Source organism: Mesorhizobium sp. (assembly GCF_017306585.1).
Taxonomy (GTDB): Bacteria; Pseudomonadota; Alphaproteobacteria; order Rhizobiales; family Rhizobiaceae; genus Mesorhizobium.
Map to the genome: position 1 here is coordinate 1 of NZ_JAFKIC010000250.1, position 16720 is coordinate 16720.

A 16720-nucleotide genomic window follows, 5' to 3' on the forward strand; every position below is an offset into this window, starting at 1 on the left:
GCCATGGGTGACCTGGCGCTGGCCGGAGCCCGTTTCATCGGCTGTTTCCGCTCCTATCGCGGTGGCCACCGGCTGAACGCGGCCGCGTTGCGGCGCTTGCTGTCGGACCGGACAGCCTTCGAGATCGTCGAGACGACGCGCCGCGAGCGTGGCCGCGCCGCAGAGATGAGCGCGGTCAGCGCGCCGCTCTACGCGCCCTGGATGATCTGATTCTCTTCATCTTTTCCGGATATCATGACGGGTGCGGTGTTGCATGAATGCACCATCGGCCAGCGAAATCGTGTGGATATCCGGGCGGCCGCTCACCGCCACAAAAATGCGCGATTGGCCGGAGATAGCGTTGCCCGGCAAGGCGGTTATGGTTTATGGCTGCTGCCGTCGATTAGTGCATGTCGCTCAAAAGTGGGGACCAGTTTTGGGACAACAGCATGCAAGAGGCATTAAAATAACGCCGAAAGGGCGCAATCCAATCATGTTGTTCAAGCGAGTCGGTCAATCGAAAGCGCCGCAGCGGTCTGCCCTTCTGGCGCTTTCGCTGGTTGTTCCATCGCTCTTTCTGTCGGCCTGCATGTCGTCGCCGGAGAAAGACATCAATCTGTCGACCTATGTCGACCAGACCGAGCCGGCCGACGTCCTCTACAATCAGGGCCTCGCCAACATGAATGCGGGGCGCCTGGACGAGGCGAGCAAGAAGTTCGACGCGGTCGACCGTCAGCACCCTTATTCGGAATGGGCCCGCAAATCGATGGTGATGGGCGCGTTCGCCGACTACCGGAAGGGCAGTTACGACGATGCGATCTCGTCGGCCAAGCGCTATCTGGCGCTTTATCCGTCCACGGATGACGCCCCCTATGCGCAGTACATCATTGGTCTCAGCTATTACAAGCAGATCAAGGATGTGACGCAGGACCAGAAGGAAGCACGCCAGACGCTGCAGACGATGCAGGATCTGGTCACCCGCTGGCCGAATTCGGAATATGTCGACGACGCCAAGGAGAAGATGCGCTTCGCCAATGACCAGCTCGCCGGCAAGGAGATGCAGGTCGGCCGCTATTATCTGGAACGGCGCGAATACATCGCCGCCGTCAAGCGCTTCCGCACAGTGGTGGAGAATTACTCCAACACGCGCCATGTGGAGGAAGCGCTCGCCCGTCTCACCGAAAGCTATTACGCGATGGGGCTGACCTCGGAGGCCCAGACGGCCGCCGCGGTGCTTGGCACCAACTATCCGGACAGCCCGTGGTACAAGGATTCCTACAAGCTCCTGCAGAGCAACGGGCTTGCGCCGCGCGAGAATGCCGGATCGTGGATCTCCAAGGCAGGCAAGCTCATCACCGGCGCTTGATCGTGTAGAGCGGCTCAGCCGCTCTAATTCTCTGTTTTGAGCAATTTCGGACGGAAAACCGCTACACACTTTTCGTGGAATTGCTCCAAGGCGCGTCGCGGAGACGCGCTTTTTCGGATTGATCCGAAGCTCAAACAAAAAGATAGTGCGGCGCTGCGACTCCACCCCCGCGTGCCGCGCCGCGTTTTTTGTTTTTCGTGCATGTCGTTGCCCCACACCGAATCCGCTTTTGGGGCGACATGCGATAGGTTCGGGTTCTGATGCTATCCAGACTGTCGATCCGCGATATCGTCCTGATCGAGAAGCTGGACATCGATTTCCAGCCCGGCCTGTCCGTGCTGACCGGCGAAACCGGCGCCGGTAAATCCATCCTCCTCGATGCGCTCTCGCTGGCGCTCGGCGCACGCGGCGATGCCTCGCTGGTGCGCCATGGCGCGGTGCAAGGCCAGGTCATCGCGGTGTTCGACGTGCCGCGCAACCACCCGGTGCGCGCGCTGCTTGCCGAAAACGCCATCGAGGATGACGGCGACGTCATCCTGCGCCGGGTGCAGACGGCGGACGGCCGCACCCGCGTCTTCGTCAACGACCAGCCGTCCAGCGTGACGCTGATGCGCGATGTCGGCCATGCGCTGGTCGAGATCCATGGCCAGCATGACGAGCGCGCCCTGGTCGATCCCGGCGCGCACCGCGATGTGCTCGACGCTTTCGGTGGCCATCTCGGTGTCGTCCGCTCGACGGGCGAGGCATGGCGGCACTGGCGCGCCTGCGAACAGGAGCTGACGCGGCACCGCGCCAAGGTGGCTGCCGCCGCGCGCGAGGCCGACTATCTGCGCGCCGCGGTCGCCGAGCTGACCAAGCTCGACCCGCAGCCCGGCGAAGAGACGGAGCTTGCCGAACTGCGCGCCCATATGATGCGCGCCGAGAAGATCGCTTCCGAAATCCATGACGCGCAGGATGTGCTGTCGGGCCCATCATCGCCCCTGCCGCAACTGGCGAGCCTCTTGAGGCGCCTGCAGCGCAAGGCCGGCGAAGCGCCCGGTCTGCTGGACGATGTCGTGAAGTCGCTGGACGAGGCGATGCTGTCGCTCGATGCCGCACAGTCGGGCGTCGAGGCGGCATTGCGCGCCACCGAATATGACCCGCAGCGGCTGGAGAAGGCCGAGGAGCGGCTGTTTTCACTGCGCGCCGCCTCGCGCAAGCACAGTGTGGCCGTCGACGATCTGGCGCAATTGCGCGACACCATGTCGGCCGACCTTGCCGATCTCGATGCCGGCGAGGGCCGCCTGCACGGGCTGGAGAAGCAAGCGGCCGCATCGCGCGAGGCCTATGACATTGCCGCCGCGCAGCTTTCCTCGCTGCGCCACGCCGCAGCGGCTGGCCTGACCAAGGCCGTCATGGCCGAACTGCCGGCGCTCAAGCTCGAACGGGCGGCCTTCATCGTGGAGATGAAGAGCGAGGCCGAAAACCGCATGGAAGAGGGCGTCGATCAGATCGAGTTCTGGGTGCGCACCAACCCCGGCACGCGGCCCGGGCCGATGATGAAGGTGGCTTCCGGTGGCGAGCTGTCGCGTTTCCTCCTGGCGCTGAAGGTGGCGCTGGCCGATCGTGGCTCGGCGCCGACGCTGGTCTTCGACGAGATCGACACCGGGGTGGGTGGCGCCGTTGCCGACGCTATCGGCCAGCGGCTGGCGCGGCTGTCGAAGCGCGTGCAGGTGCTTTCGGTCACCCACGCCCCACAGGTGGCGGCGCGCGCGGCGACGCATTTCCTGATCTCGAAGTCGGGCAGTACCGACCGCGTGGCGACCGGGATTGCCGAGATGGACAGGCCGGCGCGGCAGGAAGAGATCGCGCGCATGCTAGCCGGCGCCACCATCACCGACGAGGCGCGCGCCGCCGCCGAGCGGCTGCTGCGCGAGAATACGAACGCCGCCTAGCCGGCGTCAGGGAGCGAGTCAGGATATGGCTCCATCCTGCTGTCCAGGAATGATTTTCCCAAAATCCTGATCTATTGTGACCCACCATTGTCCGGGGAAGAGAAGCATGGCCGAGAAACCTGTCGATTCGCTCAGCGAGAGCGAGGCCGCGGATGAGCTCAAGCAACTGGCGGCCGAGATCGCGGAACACGACCGCCGCTATCACACCGAAGACGCGCCAACGATTACCGACGCCGAGTACGATGCGCTGCGGCGGCGCAACCTCGCCATCGAGGAGCGCTTTCCCGGCCTGGTGCGAGAAGATTCGCCGTCGCTGCGCGTAGGGGCCGCGCCGGCGGAAGGATTTGCCAAGGTGCGCCACGCCGTGCCGATGCTCAGCCTCGCCAAGGCTTATACCGATGAGGATGTCACCGATTTCATCGAGCGCGGCAGGCGCTTCTTCGACCGCGACAAGGATCTCGACATTGCTTTCACGGCCGAACCGAAGATCGACGGCCTGTCGGCTTCGCTGCGCTACGAGAAGGGCGTGTTCGTGCAGGGCGCGACGCGCGGCGACGGCGCCGTCGGCGAGGACATTACCGCCAATCTCAGGACAATCGCCGACATTCCGGCGAAGCTGAAAGGTTCGGGCTGGCCCGACACGATCGAGATACGCGGCGAGGTCTACATGACCTATGCGGAATTCGAGGCGCTGAAAGCGCGTTCGGCCGCCGTGGGCGGCCAGGACTACGTCAATCCGCGCAACACGGCCGCCGGGTCGCTGCGCCAGAAGGATGCCTCCGTAACCGCCAGCCGCAACCTGAAATTCTTCGCCTATGCCTGGGGATATACCACGGCGGATCCAGCGCCGACACAGTACGAGGCGGTGCAGAAATTCGCCGAGTGGGGGTTCAAGATCAGCCCCTTGATGGTGCGTGCGAAGTCGGTGGAGGACCTGATCGCGCAGTACCATCGGATCGAGGAGCAGCGCTCGTCGCTCGGCTACGACATAGACGGTGTCGTCTACAAGGTCGACCAGTTGGAGCTGCAGCGCCGCTGGGGGTTCGTCACCGGCGAGCCGCGCTGGGCGGTTGCCCACAAATTCCCGGCCGAGCAGGCGATGACGACGGTGGAGAAGATCGACATCCAGGTCGGCCGCACCGGCACGCTGGCGCCGGTCGCGCGGCTGGCGCCGGTGACGGTCGGCGGCGTCGTGGTCGAGAACGTCACGCTGCACAATGAAGACTACATCAAGGGTTTCGACAGCAACGGCTTGCCGATCCGCGACGGCGTCGACGTGCGCATCGGCGACACGGTGGTGATCCAGCGGGCGGGCGATGTCATTCCGCAGATCGTCAGCGTCGTCATCGACAAGCGTCCGGCCAGCGCCGTGCCTTACGAATTTCCGCATACCTGTCCGGTGTGCGGTTCGCCGGCGACGCGCGAGATCAACGAGAAGACCGGCAAGGAGGATTCGCGCCGCCGCTGCACCGGCGAGTTGATCTGCGCGGCGCAGGCCGTGGAAAGACTGCGCCACTTCGTGTCGCGCGGCGCCTTGGACATTGAGGGGCTGGGCGCGGAAAACATCGACCTGTTCTTCAATTCGGGGCTGGTCAAGACCGCCGCCGACATCTTCACGCTGAGAGATCGCCGTCCCGCCGTGACCAAGGCGCTGGCCGAGCGGCGCGAGGAGCAGGCCAGGCAGCGCGAAGCGGCGTCCGGCAAGACGCGCAAGAATGTGCGCGGCGTCGAGGACCGCAATTATGAAGGCCTAGACAAGCTGTTTGCCGCGATCGATGCGCGCCGCGAGCCGGAGCTCGACCGCTTCATCTTCGCCCTCGGCATCCGCCATATCGGCGAAACCACGGCAGCGGTGCTGGCGCGAACTTTCTCGACCATCGAGGAGGTGATCCGCGTCGGCAAGGAAACGGCCGCCGCCGAGGATCCGCACACAGTCTTCCCGTCGATCAACGGCATTGGCGACACGGTGATAGACGCGCTGTGCGATTTCTTCGGCAATCAGCGCAATGACGACGTGCTCGACCGGCTGCTCGAGCAGGTCAGGCCGAAGCCGTACATAGTCACCGTGTCGACCGACAGCGAGGTTGCCGGCAAGACGATCGTCTTCACCGGTACGCTGGAAAAGATGACCCGCTCGGAGGCCAAGGCGATGGCCGAGCGCCTCGGCGCCAAGGTGGCAGGCTCGGTGTCGGCCAAGACCGACCTGCTGGTGGCAGGCCCGGGCGCCGGCTCCAAGCTCAAGCTTGCCGGTGAACTCGGCGTCGAGGTCATCGACGAAGACACCTGGCTGCAACGGGTTGGCAAGGCGTGAGCGACGGCGCGTTCAAAGGGTTTGGCCCAAAGGCAATCCCGTTCCTGAAGGCGCTCGACTTCCACCAGAGCCGCGAATGGTTCCTGGAGAATCGCGACCTGTACGAAACGGAATTGCGCGATCCGCTCGGCGATCTCGTCGACACGCTGACGCGGCGTTTCACCGAAGCTGGTCTTGGTCTGCGCGGCGATCGCCGGAAGTCGCTGTTCCGCATCAACCGCGACGTGCGTTTCGCCAGGGATAAGCGCCCCTATAACAGGCATGTCTCCGCCATCCTGTCTCCGGACGGCAGCAAGGCGGTGCAGGGCGTGTTCTACATCCATATCGGGCTGGAGGGCTGCTTTGCCGGCGTCGCCTGGTGGCAGCCGGAGGCGGCGCTGCTCTTGTCGATGCGCCGCGCCATCGAAACCTGGCCCGAGGCGTTTCGCGCCATGGTGAAGTCGCTGAAGAAGAATGGCCTCGAACTCGATGCGGAAGGCGCCATGAAACGCACGCCGCGCGGTTTCGAACAGGTGACGGACAAGGATCTCGTCGCCGCGATCCGCAGCCGGCACTTCGCCGTCCGCCACGCGATCGATGCCGATCGGATCCATGGGCCTGACCTGGTCGACGAGCTCGTCGATTTCACCGTGCGTGCAAGGCCGTTGCTCGACTGGGGCAGGGCGATCGAAGGCAAATTGCGGAAGGACTGAGCGCTGCCGCAACGGGCCGACGATCATTTCCGCTGATCGTTTGGCTCAAGCGAATTCGTGTGACAAGGCAGGGTGCGCCTCCTAAATACCGCCACTCCTTGTTGATGCGCATGTCGTTATCCCAAAACCGCTAGGCACTTTTGGGCGACATGCATCGGAGTGGTCGATGGCGGCGGACGTAATCTCAGAGAGCAGCAGTACAAAAAGCGATTTCTGGCAGGGCGTGCGGCTGTCCATGCCTGTGGTGGTGGCGTCGGCGCCGTTCGCGGTGCTGTTCGGGGCGCTTGCGGTGGACCAGGGCTTCTCGGTCCTCGAAGCCTTCCTGATGAGCGCGCTGATCTATGGCGGCGCCAGCCAGATGGTCGGCATCCAGCTGTTCGGCCAGCATGTCGCGCCATGGCTGATCGTGCTGTCGATCTTCGCGGTGAACTTCCGCCATGTGCTTTATTCCGCCGGCATCGGCCGGCGCATCGCGCATTGGCCCGTCATCAGCCAAGCGCTCGGCTATTTCATCCTCACCGACCCGCAGTTCGCGGTCGCCGAGGCGCGGGCGCAGTCCGGCCAGACTGTCGGCTTCGCCTGGTATCTTGGACTTGGCCTGCCGGTCTATCTGTTCTGGATCGTGGAAAGCGCGCTCGGGGCGGTATTCGGCAAGCTGATCCCCGACACGCATGCGCTGGGCATCGATTTCCTGCTGCCGATCTACTTCCTTGGGCTTGTCATGGGCTTCCGCAAGCGGCCGCTTTGGCTGCCGGTGGTCATCGCCAGCGGCTGTGCCTCGATCATCGCCTACAAGACGGTGGGTTCGCCCTGGCATGTCTCGATCGGCGCCATCGCCGGCGTGCTGCTGGCGGTCATCCTGCCGCCCCATCACAGCGGCGTGGAGGCAAAACGATGAGCACGACCTTCTGGATCATCATCGCCGGCGCGATCGCGACCTATCTGACGCGCATCGGCGGGCATCTCGTCATCTCCCGCTTCGAAAACATCCATCCGCGCGTCGAGGCCGGCCTCAATGCCGTGCCGGCGGCGGTGCTGACGACGCTGGTGGCGCCGGAGCTGCTGAACGCCGGGCCGGCGGAATGGGCGGCACTGGTTGTCACGGCGCTGGTTTCGCTGCGCGGTGGCCTGATGGCGATGTTCTTGGCCGGGGCGGCGGTGTTGATCATGGCGCGGCAGTTCGTCGGGTAGTCTTGCTGGCGCGATTGCTCCGAACGCGGGCGCTGCCCCTCATTGCCCTGCCGGGCATTTCTCCCCGTATAGAGACGGGGAGAAAGACACCCTGTCACATACGATTTCGCTAACCACCATCGTTACAGAAGAACTGGCGCGAGCCCTCGCGGCTGGATGCCTTCTCCCCGTCACTATACGGGGAGAAGGTGCCGGCAGGCGGATGAGGGGCAGCGTCAGCCTTCCAAGCTGAATATGCTTATTTCAAATCTTGGCGTCGTGCGGCAGCGGGGCCGCCGCTTTCTCCAGCCAGGCCAATGTCTCGCCGTCGAGCATCGGGCCGATCTCGGCCAGCACGCGGGCGTGGTAGGCGTCGAGCCAGTGCAGTTCGTCGCGGTTAAGCAGATCCGTGCGCACCAGGCGCTTGTCTATCGGCGCCAGCGTCAGCGTCTCGAAGCCGTGCATGGCGATGTCGCCGCCCTCGATCTGGTCGGCCGGCGTCACCAGGATGAGGTTCTCGATCCGGATGCCGTAGGAACCTTCCTTGTAATAGCCCGGCTCGTTGGACAGCATCATGCCCTCGAGCAGTTTTTCCGTGCCGGTGCGGGCGATACGCTGAGGGCCTTCATGCACGGCCAGATACGAGCCGACGCCGTGGCCGGTGCCATGGGCGAAATCGCAGCCATGCTTCCACAGCGCCATGCGCGCGACGGCGTCGATCTCGGAGCCGCGCGTGCCAGCCGGGAAACGCAGCGTCGAAATGCCGATCATGCCTTTCAGCACCAGCGTGAAACGTTCGCGCATTTCTTCCGAAGGCTGGCCGATCGGCACGGTGCGGGTGATATCTGTGGTGCCATCCTGATATTGCGCGCCGGAATCGAGCAGGAACAATTCACCGGCCTGGAGCTTGCGGCTGGTGGCGCGCGACACGCGGTAGTGCATGATGGCGCCGTTCGGGCCGGCGCCGGAAATGGTGTCGAAGGAGACGTCGCGCAGCGGCATCTGGGTTTCCTCGCCGGTCTGCCGGCGAACCTCTTCGAGCTTGGTGACCACGGCGATCTCGTCGAGCGAACCGGGCTTCTGGCGCTCCAGCCAGCACAGAAGCTTGGCGACGGCAGCGCCGTCGCGGCGATGCGCGGCGCGGCTGCCGGCGATTTCAGCCTGGTTCTTGGTGGCGCGCGGTATGCGGGCTGGATCCGGCGCGGCAACCACCGTGCCGCCATTGTCCTCGACCAGCATGCGCAGCCTGTCCGCCGCCAGCACCGGGTCGAGCGCGATTTTCGCACCACTCTTCGCGAGCGCCACGATCGCCGCCTCGAACTCGCCCGGCTCATGCAGGTCGGCGAGCTGGGTGAGGTAGGCGGCGACCTGACGCGAAAACTTGCGCTTGTCCATGAGCAGCTGATGCGAACCATCGGCCGCCAGTATGGCAAAGCCGAGCGCCAGCGGCGTGTGCGGAACGTCGCCGCCACGGATGTTGAAGGCCCAGGCGATGGAGGAGGGGTCGGTCAGCACCGCATGGGTGGCGCCTTCCTTGGCGATGGCGGTCGCCAGCCGCGCAAGCTTGTCCTTGGCCAGCTCACCGGCAAAGCCGATCGGGTGCAGTTCGACCGGGGTCACCGGCGCCGCCGGCTGATCCTTCCAGATGATGTCGATGGGATTCCTGTCGAGCGGCACCAGCACGGCGCCGGTCTTGTCGGCCGAAGCCTGCAGCGCCTTGACCTCGCTGATCGTGTGCAGCCAGGGATCGAAACCCAGCCGCGCGCCCTTGCCGAGATTGTCCTTCAGCCAGACAGCGGGCGGATTGTCGACCAGGCTTTCAACCGCGAAAATGTCGAGATCGACCTCGTTGCGAACCTGCAGCGTGTAGCGGCCGTCGACGAAGATGAAGGCGCGGTCGCGCAGCACGATGGCGACGCCTGCCGAGCCGCTGAAGCCGGTCAGCCACTTCAATCGCGCCGAGCGGTCGGCGACATATTCGCCCTGGTGCTCGTCGGCGCGTGGAACGATGAAGCCGTCGAGACCATTGGCTTCCAGCCATTTGCGCAACAGCGCCACGCGCGGCTTGCCGACGGCCGGGTCGCCCGCGGAATCGAAGGTCTGGAACATGGTGGGCCTCCTGATAGCTGCGCGACCGTAGCCTATGGACAGGGAAATCGGAATCGATTTCCAGCCGGCGCAAACTGCTACAGCAGCGCCATGCTGACAACGCAATGGGCTTGGTCCAGGGCAGTGTGAAGGGCCGGCCTGTCTCGCAATCGTGATCAGAAAAAGTCGGCGGGCGTCGACTTTTGAGCGTGCGCTAATCTGCACGGCGAGCTATTTGTATCGCGGTTTCTTGGGGCGGACGGGCGGGGGCCTTCCGATCGAAGTCGTTTTCGGAGGGCGTTTGTGAATACCGGAAATCACAGATCGCGTTTGGCCAATCGATGTCAGGCTCGACCCGACGCGCACTCCCGATAAATGATCCGAACGGGCAAGCGCTGGTTCCGCCGGCGCGACGCTCATCGCACTCTTCAATCGAGATCGTAGCATACCGTGTATGCCCGTGGGGCGGGCGCAGAATATGGGGCGAAGCATGAACTGTTCCACATTGTCCGGTAGGATCGGCATGAGCCATGGCGCGTGGCGGCGAAGCCTGCTGATGGGCACGGCGCTGGCCGGACTGGCGTTGATGGCGGCTCCGGCCGCGGCGCAGCAATGGACCGGTGCCACCAGTTCCGACTATACGTTGGGAGCCAACTGGACCGGGGGCACCGCGCCGAATTCAAACGCCGCACCCGTGATTTTCGGCTCGGGCGCGAGAACCACGACCGTCAATTTCGATACACCTTATCCCGCCGGCTATTACGCTGCCGGCACCATAACGTTCAACGATCCCAGTAGCGCCTATACGGTGAACGTCTCCAATACGGCCTACCTGAACATCTATGGCGGGGTCAGCAACACCTCCGGCGTGACCCAGAACTTTACTGTCACCGGCAACTCCAGCAGTGGAGCGGGGTCCTTCATCAATTTTTGGGGCGCCGATGCCGGTTCGAATGTCGTCTACACCGTCAATGCCTATGGGGGCTTGGCTTTCTATACGGGTACAGCCTCGGGTGCGAACGCGAAATTTGTGCTCAATGGCGGTTCTATCGGCTTTTCAGGCTCCGGCACGCTGGCCCTGGGCTCCGTCGAAGGATCGGGCGACCTTACCTATTCTGGAACGACCGGCTCGTTCGCCACCTTCGAGATCGGTGCGCTGGGCACGAGCACGACGCTCAACGGCCAGATCCAGCAGCAGAACGGCACACTGTCCCTCTCCAAGGTAGGAGCCGGTACGCTGACGCTGACGGGCGCGAGCAGCTACACAGGCGGCACCAACCTCTATGGCGGCACGCTCAGCCTCGGCAACAACAATGCGCTGGGAACGGGAGTGTTCAACGCCTACAACCAGACGACCATCGACATCCAGGACGGGATCACTATCGCCAACGCCCTCAATGTGGATGTTGGCGAGACCATCCATGTCGGTACTGGAACGGCCACCTATTCCGGCCAGATCACCAATGTGAGCGATACCGCGCCGATCTTCAAAACCGGGGCGGGTAAACTCATCCTGACGAATAACAACGACATCGGGGGCGCAATAATCAACGGGGGAACGATTCAGGTCACGACCGGCGATGCGCTGGGTTCGGGGCCGATTACGCTGAATGGCGGCACGCTGCAGGCGGGGGCCAGTGTCGCCTTGGCCAATGTGTCCTTCCTGTTCGGTCCCACAGGCGGCACCATCGACACGCAAGGGTTCGACGTCAGCACCAGCGCGAGCATGGGCGACAACGACACGCCGACCGGCACTTTCATCAAGACTGGCACCGGCACGCTGACGGTGAGCGGTTTTGCCGGCAATAACACCTACGCCACGGCCACCGACGTAGCCCAAGGTACGCTCAAGGCCGACGCTACCAATGTCTTCAGCGCCAACAGCGCCTATACGGTCGAGACCGGCGCGACACTGTCGCTGAACAATTTCAGCCAGGTGATCGGCTCGCTCGCCGGCGCGGGAACGGTCGCCACCGGTTCGGCGACGTTGACGACGGGCGGCACGGATAAATCGACGGTGTTTTCCGGCAACCTTACCGGCACGGGCGGGCTCGCCAAGGCCGGAAGCGGCGTCTTCGAGCTCTTCGGTAACAGCAGCACATTCTCCGGTGCGACCGAGGTCAAGGCGGGTACTTTGCTGGTGACCGGCAATCTCGGCGGTTCCGTGGTGACGGTCGACAGCGGCGCCATAGTTGGGGGCGACGGCACGGTCGGTGGCCTCGTGGCCAAGGGCACGGTCGAGCCTGGCAAGAACGCGATCGGCACGCTCACCGTCAGCGGCAATGCGAGTTTCGCTGCCGGATCGACTTATGCGGTCGAGCTGAACTCCACCGGCGCGTCCGACCTGATCGCTGCATCGGGCACCGCTACCATCACCCCCAACGCCGGTTTGACGGTGGCCAAGCTCGATGCCGGCGCCTATGTGCCTGGCGCGCGCTATACGGTGCTCTCGGCGGCGGGCGGCGTCACCGGACAATTCACGCTGGATTCCGATCCCGTCATTTCCAACTTCCTCAGCCTCACCCTCGATGAGGATACGAAGAACGTCTACGTCGATGTCACCAAGTCGAAGAGTTTTGCCTCGGCCGGCGAGACACCGAACCAGATCGCGACGGGCCAAGGCCTGGACAGCGCCGCCGGCAGCGCCCTGATCACGGCTATTCTCGGCTTGCCGAGCGATGCGGCGGCCCAAGCCGCCTTCGACCAGCTTTCGGGTGAAATCCATGCTTCGGCCAAGGGCATGCTGGTGCAGGACAGCCATTTCCTGCAGGACGCGGTGACGGCGCGCCTGCGCGCCGCCTTCGGCGACAGCGGCAAGACGGCTTCGCTGCCGGTCATGGCCTATGGCGAGGACGGCATCCAGCCGGTCGCGGCAGACACGGACCGCTTCGCCTTCTGGACGCAGGGCTTCGGCTCCTGGGGCGGCACCGATAGCGACGGTAACGCCGCGGCCTTCGACCGCAACATCGGCGGTCTTCTGGCGGGCGCCGACGGTGCCGTGGGGAATTGGCGGATCGGCGTGGTCGGCGGCTACAGCCGCACCAGCTTCAACGCCGACGATCGGCACTCGTCGGGCGACAGCGACAATTATCATCTCGGCCTTTATGGCGGGACCAACTGGGGCGCCATCGCCTTCCGCACCGGCGCCGCCTACACCTGGAACCGGATTTCGACCTCGCGTTCAGTCGCGTTCCAGGGCTTCAGCGACAGCCTGTCGGCGGACTACGATGCCGGCACGGCGCAGGCCTTCGGCGAACTGGCCTACAAGACCGATGCCGGGCCGTTCGCCTTCGAGCCCTTCGCCAACCTCGCTTACGTGAACCTGCACACGGATGGCTTCACCGAAACAGGTGGCGCCGCGGCGCTGACCAGCGGTAGCTCGACCACGGATGCGACCTTCACCACGCTCGGCGTGCGGGCTTCCACGGATGTCACCATCGGCGGCGTGGCGGCGACCGCGCGCGGCATGTTCGGCTGGCGCCATGCCTATGGCGACGTGACGCCGCTTTCGACCGTCGCCTTTGCCGGCGGTGACAATTTCACCATTGCCGGCGTGCCGATCGCCAGGGATGCGATGCTGGTCGAGGCGGGCTTCGACGTTCAACTGGCGCACAACGCCACGCTTGGCCTGTCCTATGCCGGACAGTTCGGGCCTGACGCCTTCGACAATGGCTTCAAGGCCAATCTGGGCATCAAGTTCTGAGTAAGAGCATGTCGAGGCAGGGCCGCGAGAAGTGGCCTGTCTCGACACTTCCTCAGTGCTTGAGATGGATCGTCACCCAGCCTTCGCGGTGAAGGGTACGGACGTGGCGGAAGTTCTGGCCGACATAGGCCGAGACGACGGCGTCGCGCTGGCGGTCCAGAATGCCTGACAGCACGATCGAGCCGCCCAGCGCGATATGCGCTGCCATTTGTGGAGCAAGACGCATCAAGGGCCGCGCCAATATGTTGGCGACGATCAGGTCGAAGGGCGCGCGCCTGGCAAAGATCGGATGATGAAAGCCCGGCGCGGTCACCGTCTCGATGAGTGCCTTGACGTGGTTCAACCGCGCATTGGCGGCCGCGACCCGGACCGCCACCGGGTCGATGTCGGTGGCGAGTACGGGGATATGGGCGAGTTTCGCTACCGCGATCGCCAGCACGGCGCTGCCGGTGCCGAGGTCGAGCGCGTTGCGCGGATGCTCGCGCCGCACGACTTTCTCCAGCATTTCCAGGCAGCCGGCCGTTGTGCCGTGATGGCCGGTGCCGAAGGCGAGACCGGCTTCGATCTCGATGGCGAGTTCGCCTGGGTGGCGCTTCCTGCGGTCATGCGCGCCATGGACGAAGAATCGCCCGGCGCGCACCGGCTTCAAACCCTCCAGCGAGCGCGCGACCCAGTCGATGTCGGGCAGCGCCTCGCGCTCAACCGGTTTCGACAGGGAAAGACCGGCGAGAATGTCCTTCACCCGCGCTTCCACCGCATCGACGTCGCCATCGGCGTAGAGCGAGACTTCGTGGATGTCGCGATCCTCGTCGACCTCCAGGACGGCGATCGGCAGGCCTTCATCCTCGAAGGCGGTTTCGAGCGCCGCGAAGATGCGATCCGCCTCGATCTTTCCGGTGGTGAAATGGAGCCGCGTCTGGGTCATGTGGTTTCTTTATCAACCCTTCGCGGCAAGGCGCTTCAACTTCTCCACGGCGGTGCCGGCGCTTTCGCCATAGGCGATCGTTCCAGCGAAGTCGCCCTTGCTGTTGAGCAGCAGCACCGAGGCGGTGTGGTCCATCGTGTAGTCGCCGTCGCCGGTGTCCACCTTCTTCCAGTAGATGCCGAACGACTTGGCCATGGCGTACACCTTGTCGGGGTCGCCCGATATGCCGGTGATGCGGTCGGAGAAATTACCGACATAGGCCTTCATGACTTCAGGCGTGTCGCGTGCCGGATCGATCGACACGAAATAGGCGCGCAGGTTCTTGCCGTCGTCGCCGAGCGTCTTCAGCCAGCCGCTCAGTTCGAACAGCGTCGTCGGGCAGACTTCCGGGCAATGGGTGAAGCCGAAGAAGACGACGCTGGGCTGGCCCCTGAACGCGGCCTCGGTAATCGGCGCACCGGTCTGGTCGACCAGTGTGAAGGGAGCGCCGAAGGGTTCGCCGCCATAATGGCCGCGATAGAAGTCGAAGGTCAGCCAGCCGATGCCCGCCGCCATCAGGACGAGAATGCCGATCAGGATGGAACGCATCATCAGTTGAAGTCCGCCATGAAGTTCGTGGGTGCGGTTCGGGCCGCGAAATCGTTTGTTCGGCGAACAGTCTTAGCGGCTCGACCGGGGGCGCGCAAAGATGCCGTCTTGCCGCAACCAGCCATGATGTCGTCATCAAAGTCGGTTCTGTAGGTCAAATGGCGTCTTCTCACCCGGGACCGCGCCGTGGAGGAGCAGCCTCATGCCAGACGCAGGAGTAACGACCTATTCGAGAGCCCAGGTCGTGCTGCACTGGAGCATCGCGCTGCTGATTCTCGTGCAATTCCTCGCGCATGACGGGATGGAGCATGTGTGGCGTGCGTTTCGCCGGGGGCAGGAGGCGGCCGCGAGCGATATCCCCATGGCCTATATGCACGTCGCGCTTGGCCTTGCGGTTCTTGTCCTTGCCTGTTGGCGGCTTTGGCTCAGGGGGACGCGCGGTGTCCCGCCGGTTTCCGGCATGGAACATCCCGCCCTGCAACTGCTGGCCAAGGCGACGCATTTCGTCATCTACGCCCTGATCTTCCTCCTGCCGCTCTCGGGCATCGCCGCCTGGTTCTTCAACGTGGCGGGGGCGGGGCTGGCGCATGTGCTGGGCAAGGATATCCTGCTCTATGTCGTGCTGCTGCACACGGCCGGAGCCTTGTTTCAGCACTTCGTCCTCAAAACCGATGTGCTGCGGCGAATGCTTTCGTTGCGGCAGGCCTGACTTGCAATACCCCGCACCGCGTCCCACCTGAAACCGGCGAACTCGAACCGCAGGAGATTCCCTTGCAAAAGCCGATTGTACGAAAACTGGTCGGCGGCGTTTTGGCCGCGTGTGTCGTGCTTGGCGCCGGTGCCGCCGCCGCCGAGGAAGTCGGCAAGGTCGGCGTCGACTGGGTCGGCAACGACATCATGGTCGACGCGATCAAGGACCCGAAGGTCGATGGGGTGACCTGCCATGTCGCCTATTTCGACCGAAGCGTCATCGACCGCCTGCACAAGGGCAACTGGTTCGAGGACCCCAGCGATTCCTCGATCTCGTGCCGCCAGACGGGCCCGATCACCATAGGCGATATCGACATGAGCGAGGGCGGCGAGGAGGTGTTCAAGCAGGGCCTCAGCCTGATCTGGAAGAAGCAGGTGGTTAACCGCATCTACGACAAGAAGAATGAGACGCTGATCTACCTGTCGCACTCGCGCCAGGTCCAGAACGGTTCGGCGAAGATGTCGGTGACGACGGTGCCGCTTTATGGCCAGAACGTCGTGTGGAGCAAAGGCAAGCCGAAATAGGCGACGCGTCTCTTCGCGGCAATTGGTATGGCGGATGGTTGCTCCTGCCTTGCGGGAGCAATTGCTCTGACGTAAAGCCGCCGGCATGGAGCGTTCCGAAGATCTCGTCGCCAAGGATTCCGAACCGCGCATTCACTCGACCGCGGAGCTGAAGGGTTGCAAGCTCGGCCGCTATGCTTCGATCGGCGAACGTGTCGTGCTGCGCGAGGTGGTGGTCGGCGACTTCTCCTATTTCGAACGTCATGCGGAAGCGATCTATACGAGGATCGGCAAATTCTGCTCCATCGCCGCCAACAGCCGCATCAACGCGCTGGAACATCCTATCGAGCGGCTGACCCAGCACAAGGTCAGCTACCGGCCGAACGAGTATTTCCGCTGGCTGGGCGTCGACGCCGCGTTCCGCGAGCGCCGGCGGTCGAAAGCGGTGACCATCGGCCATGATGTCTGGGTCGGCCACGGCGCGTTGATCATGCCCGGGATCACTATCGGCAATGGCGCGGTCATCGGCGCCAACGCCGTCGTGACGCATGACGTGGCGCCCTACACGATTGTCGCCGGCGTGCCGGCGCAGCCGCTCAGGCCGCGCTTTGCGCCGGACGTCGCGGCAAGGATCGAGGCGCTTGCCTGGTGGGACTGGCCGGTTGAAAAACTCGCCAGGGCGGTTCCCGACATGCAGGAAATGCCGATCG

General features: G+C 64.1%; 14 protein-coding genes. 11 read left to right on the top strand and 3 right to left on the bottom strand.

What is annotated here, in order from left to right; genetic code table 11:
* The 7 genes from J0I79_RS29960 to J0I79_RS29990 form a co-directional block, all read left to right on the top strand.
* On the top strand, window positions 1–210 hold a 210-nt coding region (locus J0I79_RS29960; RefSeq protein ID WP_292868014.1), incomplete at its 5' end, for a UDP-3-O-acyl-N-acetylglucosamine deacetylase.
* A gap of 262 nt (window positions 211–472) precedes the next feature.
* Window positions 473–1345 carry an outer membrane protein assembly factor BamD gene (locus J0I79_RS29965; protein ID WP_292868017.1) on the top strand — a complete coding sequence of 291 codons (873 nt, stop codon included), beginning with the start codon at window positions 473–475 and terminating at the stop codon, window positions 1343–1345.
* Window positions 1346–1605: 260 nt separating this feature from the next.
* Window positions 1606–3279 (top strand): DNA repair protein RecN, encoded by a 1674-nt coding sequence (gene recN / locus J0I79_RS29970; RefSeq protein WP_292868020.1) that lies wholly within the window; start codon window positions 1606–1608, stop codon window positions 3277–3279.
* Between the two features lie 106 nt (window positions 3280–3385).
* Window positions 3386–5590, top strand: coding sequence for an NAD-dependent DNA ligase LigA (gene ligA / locus J0I79_RS29975; protein WP_292868023.1), 2205 nt, complete (start codon window positions 3386–3388; stop codon window positions 5588–5590).
* A complete protein-coding gene (locus J0I79_RS29980) occupies window positions 5587–6282 on the top strand; it encodes a TIGR02453 family protein (protein WP_292868026.1) in 696 nt (231 codons plus the stop codon). Before ligA ends, J0I79_RS29980 begins: the two co-directional genes overlap by 4 nt.
* 166 nt (window positions 6283–6448) lie before the next feature.
* Window positions 6449–7180: an AzlC family ABC transporter permease gene (locus J0I79_RS29985; RefSeq protein WP_292868029.1), complete on the top strand. Its 732-nt coding sequence runs from the start codon at window positions 6449–6451 to the stop codon at window positions 7178–7180.
* Window positions 7177–7473, top strand: coding sequence for an AzlD family protein (locus J0I79_RS29990; RefSeq protein ID WP_292868032.1), 297 nt, complete (start codon window positions 7177–7179; stop codon window positions 7471–7473). Before J0I79_RS29985 ends, J0I79_RS29990 begins: the two co-directional genes overlap by 4 nt.
* A 243-nt stretch (window positions 7474–7716) precedes the next feature.
* Here J0I79_RS29990 and J0I79_RS29995 read toward each other — a convergent pair whose 3' ends face one another.
* Window positions 7717–9561, bottom strand: coding sequence for an aminopeptidase P family protein (locus J0I79_RS29995; RefSeq protein ID WP_292868035.1), 1845 nt, complete (start codon window positions 9559–9561; stop codon window positions 7717–7719).
* A gap of 469 nt (window positions 9562–10030) precedes the next feature.
* On the opposite strand from J0I79_RS29995, the gene J0I79_RS30000 reads away from it, so the two are divergent.
* Window positions 10031–13243, top strand: coding sequence for an autotransporter domain-containing protein (locus J0I79_RS30000; protein WP_292868038.1), 3213 nt, complete (start codon window positions 10031–10033; stop codon window positions 13241–13243).
* A gap of 52 nt (window positions 13244–13295) precedes the next feature.
* On the opposite strand, the gene J0I79_RS30005 is transcribed toward J0I79_RS30000, so the two are convergent.
* Together J0I79_RS30005 and J0I79_RS30010 are read right to left on the bottom strand one after the other, a co-directional pair.
* The gene (locus tag J0I79_RS30005; RefSeq protein WP_292868041.1) at window positions 13296–14168 is read right to left on the bottom strand and encodes a 50S ribosomal protein L11 methyltransferase; all 873 of its coding nucleotides are present in this window, start codon (window positions 14166–14168) and stop codon (window positions 13296–13298) included.
* A 12-nt stretch (window positions 14169–14180) separates the two neighbouring features.
* Window positions 14181–14759 (bottom strand): SCO family protein, encoded by a 579-nt coding sequence (locus J0I79_RS30010; protein ID WP_292868044.1) that lies wholly within the window; start codon window positions 14757–14759, stop codon window positions 14181–14183.
* A 199-nt stretch (window positions 14760–14958) separates the two neighbouring features.
* Between J0I79_RS30010 and J0I79_RS30015 the strand changes: the two genes are divergently transcribed.
* The 3 genes from J0I79_RS30015 to J0I79_RS30025 all read left to right on the top strand — a co-directional run.
* Window positions 14959–15465, top strand: coding sequence for a cytochrome b/b6 domain-containing protein (locus J0I79_RS30015; protein ID WP_292868047.1), 507 nt, complete (start codon window positions 14959–14961; stop codon window positions 15463–15465).
* A 62-nt stretch (window positions 15466–15527) separates the two neighbouring features.
* Window positions 15528–16031: a CreA family protein gene (locus J0I79_RS30020; protein ID WP_292868050.1), complete on the top strand. Its 504-nt coding sequence runs from the start codon at window positions 15528–15530 to the stop codon at window positions 16029–16031.
* Window positions 16032–16116: 85 nt separating this feature from the next.
* Window positions 16117–16720: DapH/DapD/GlmU-related protein (locus J0I79_RS30025; protein WP_292868053.1), on the top strand; the 604-nt coding region annotated here is incomplete at its 3' end.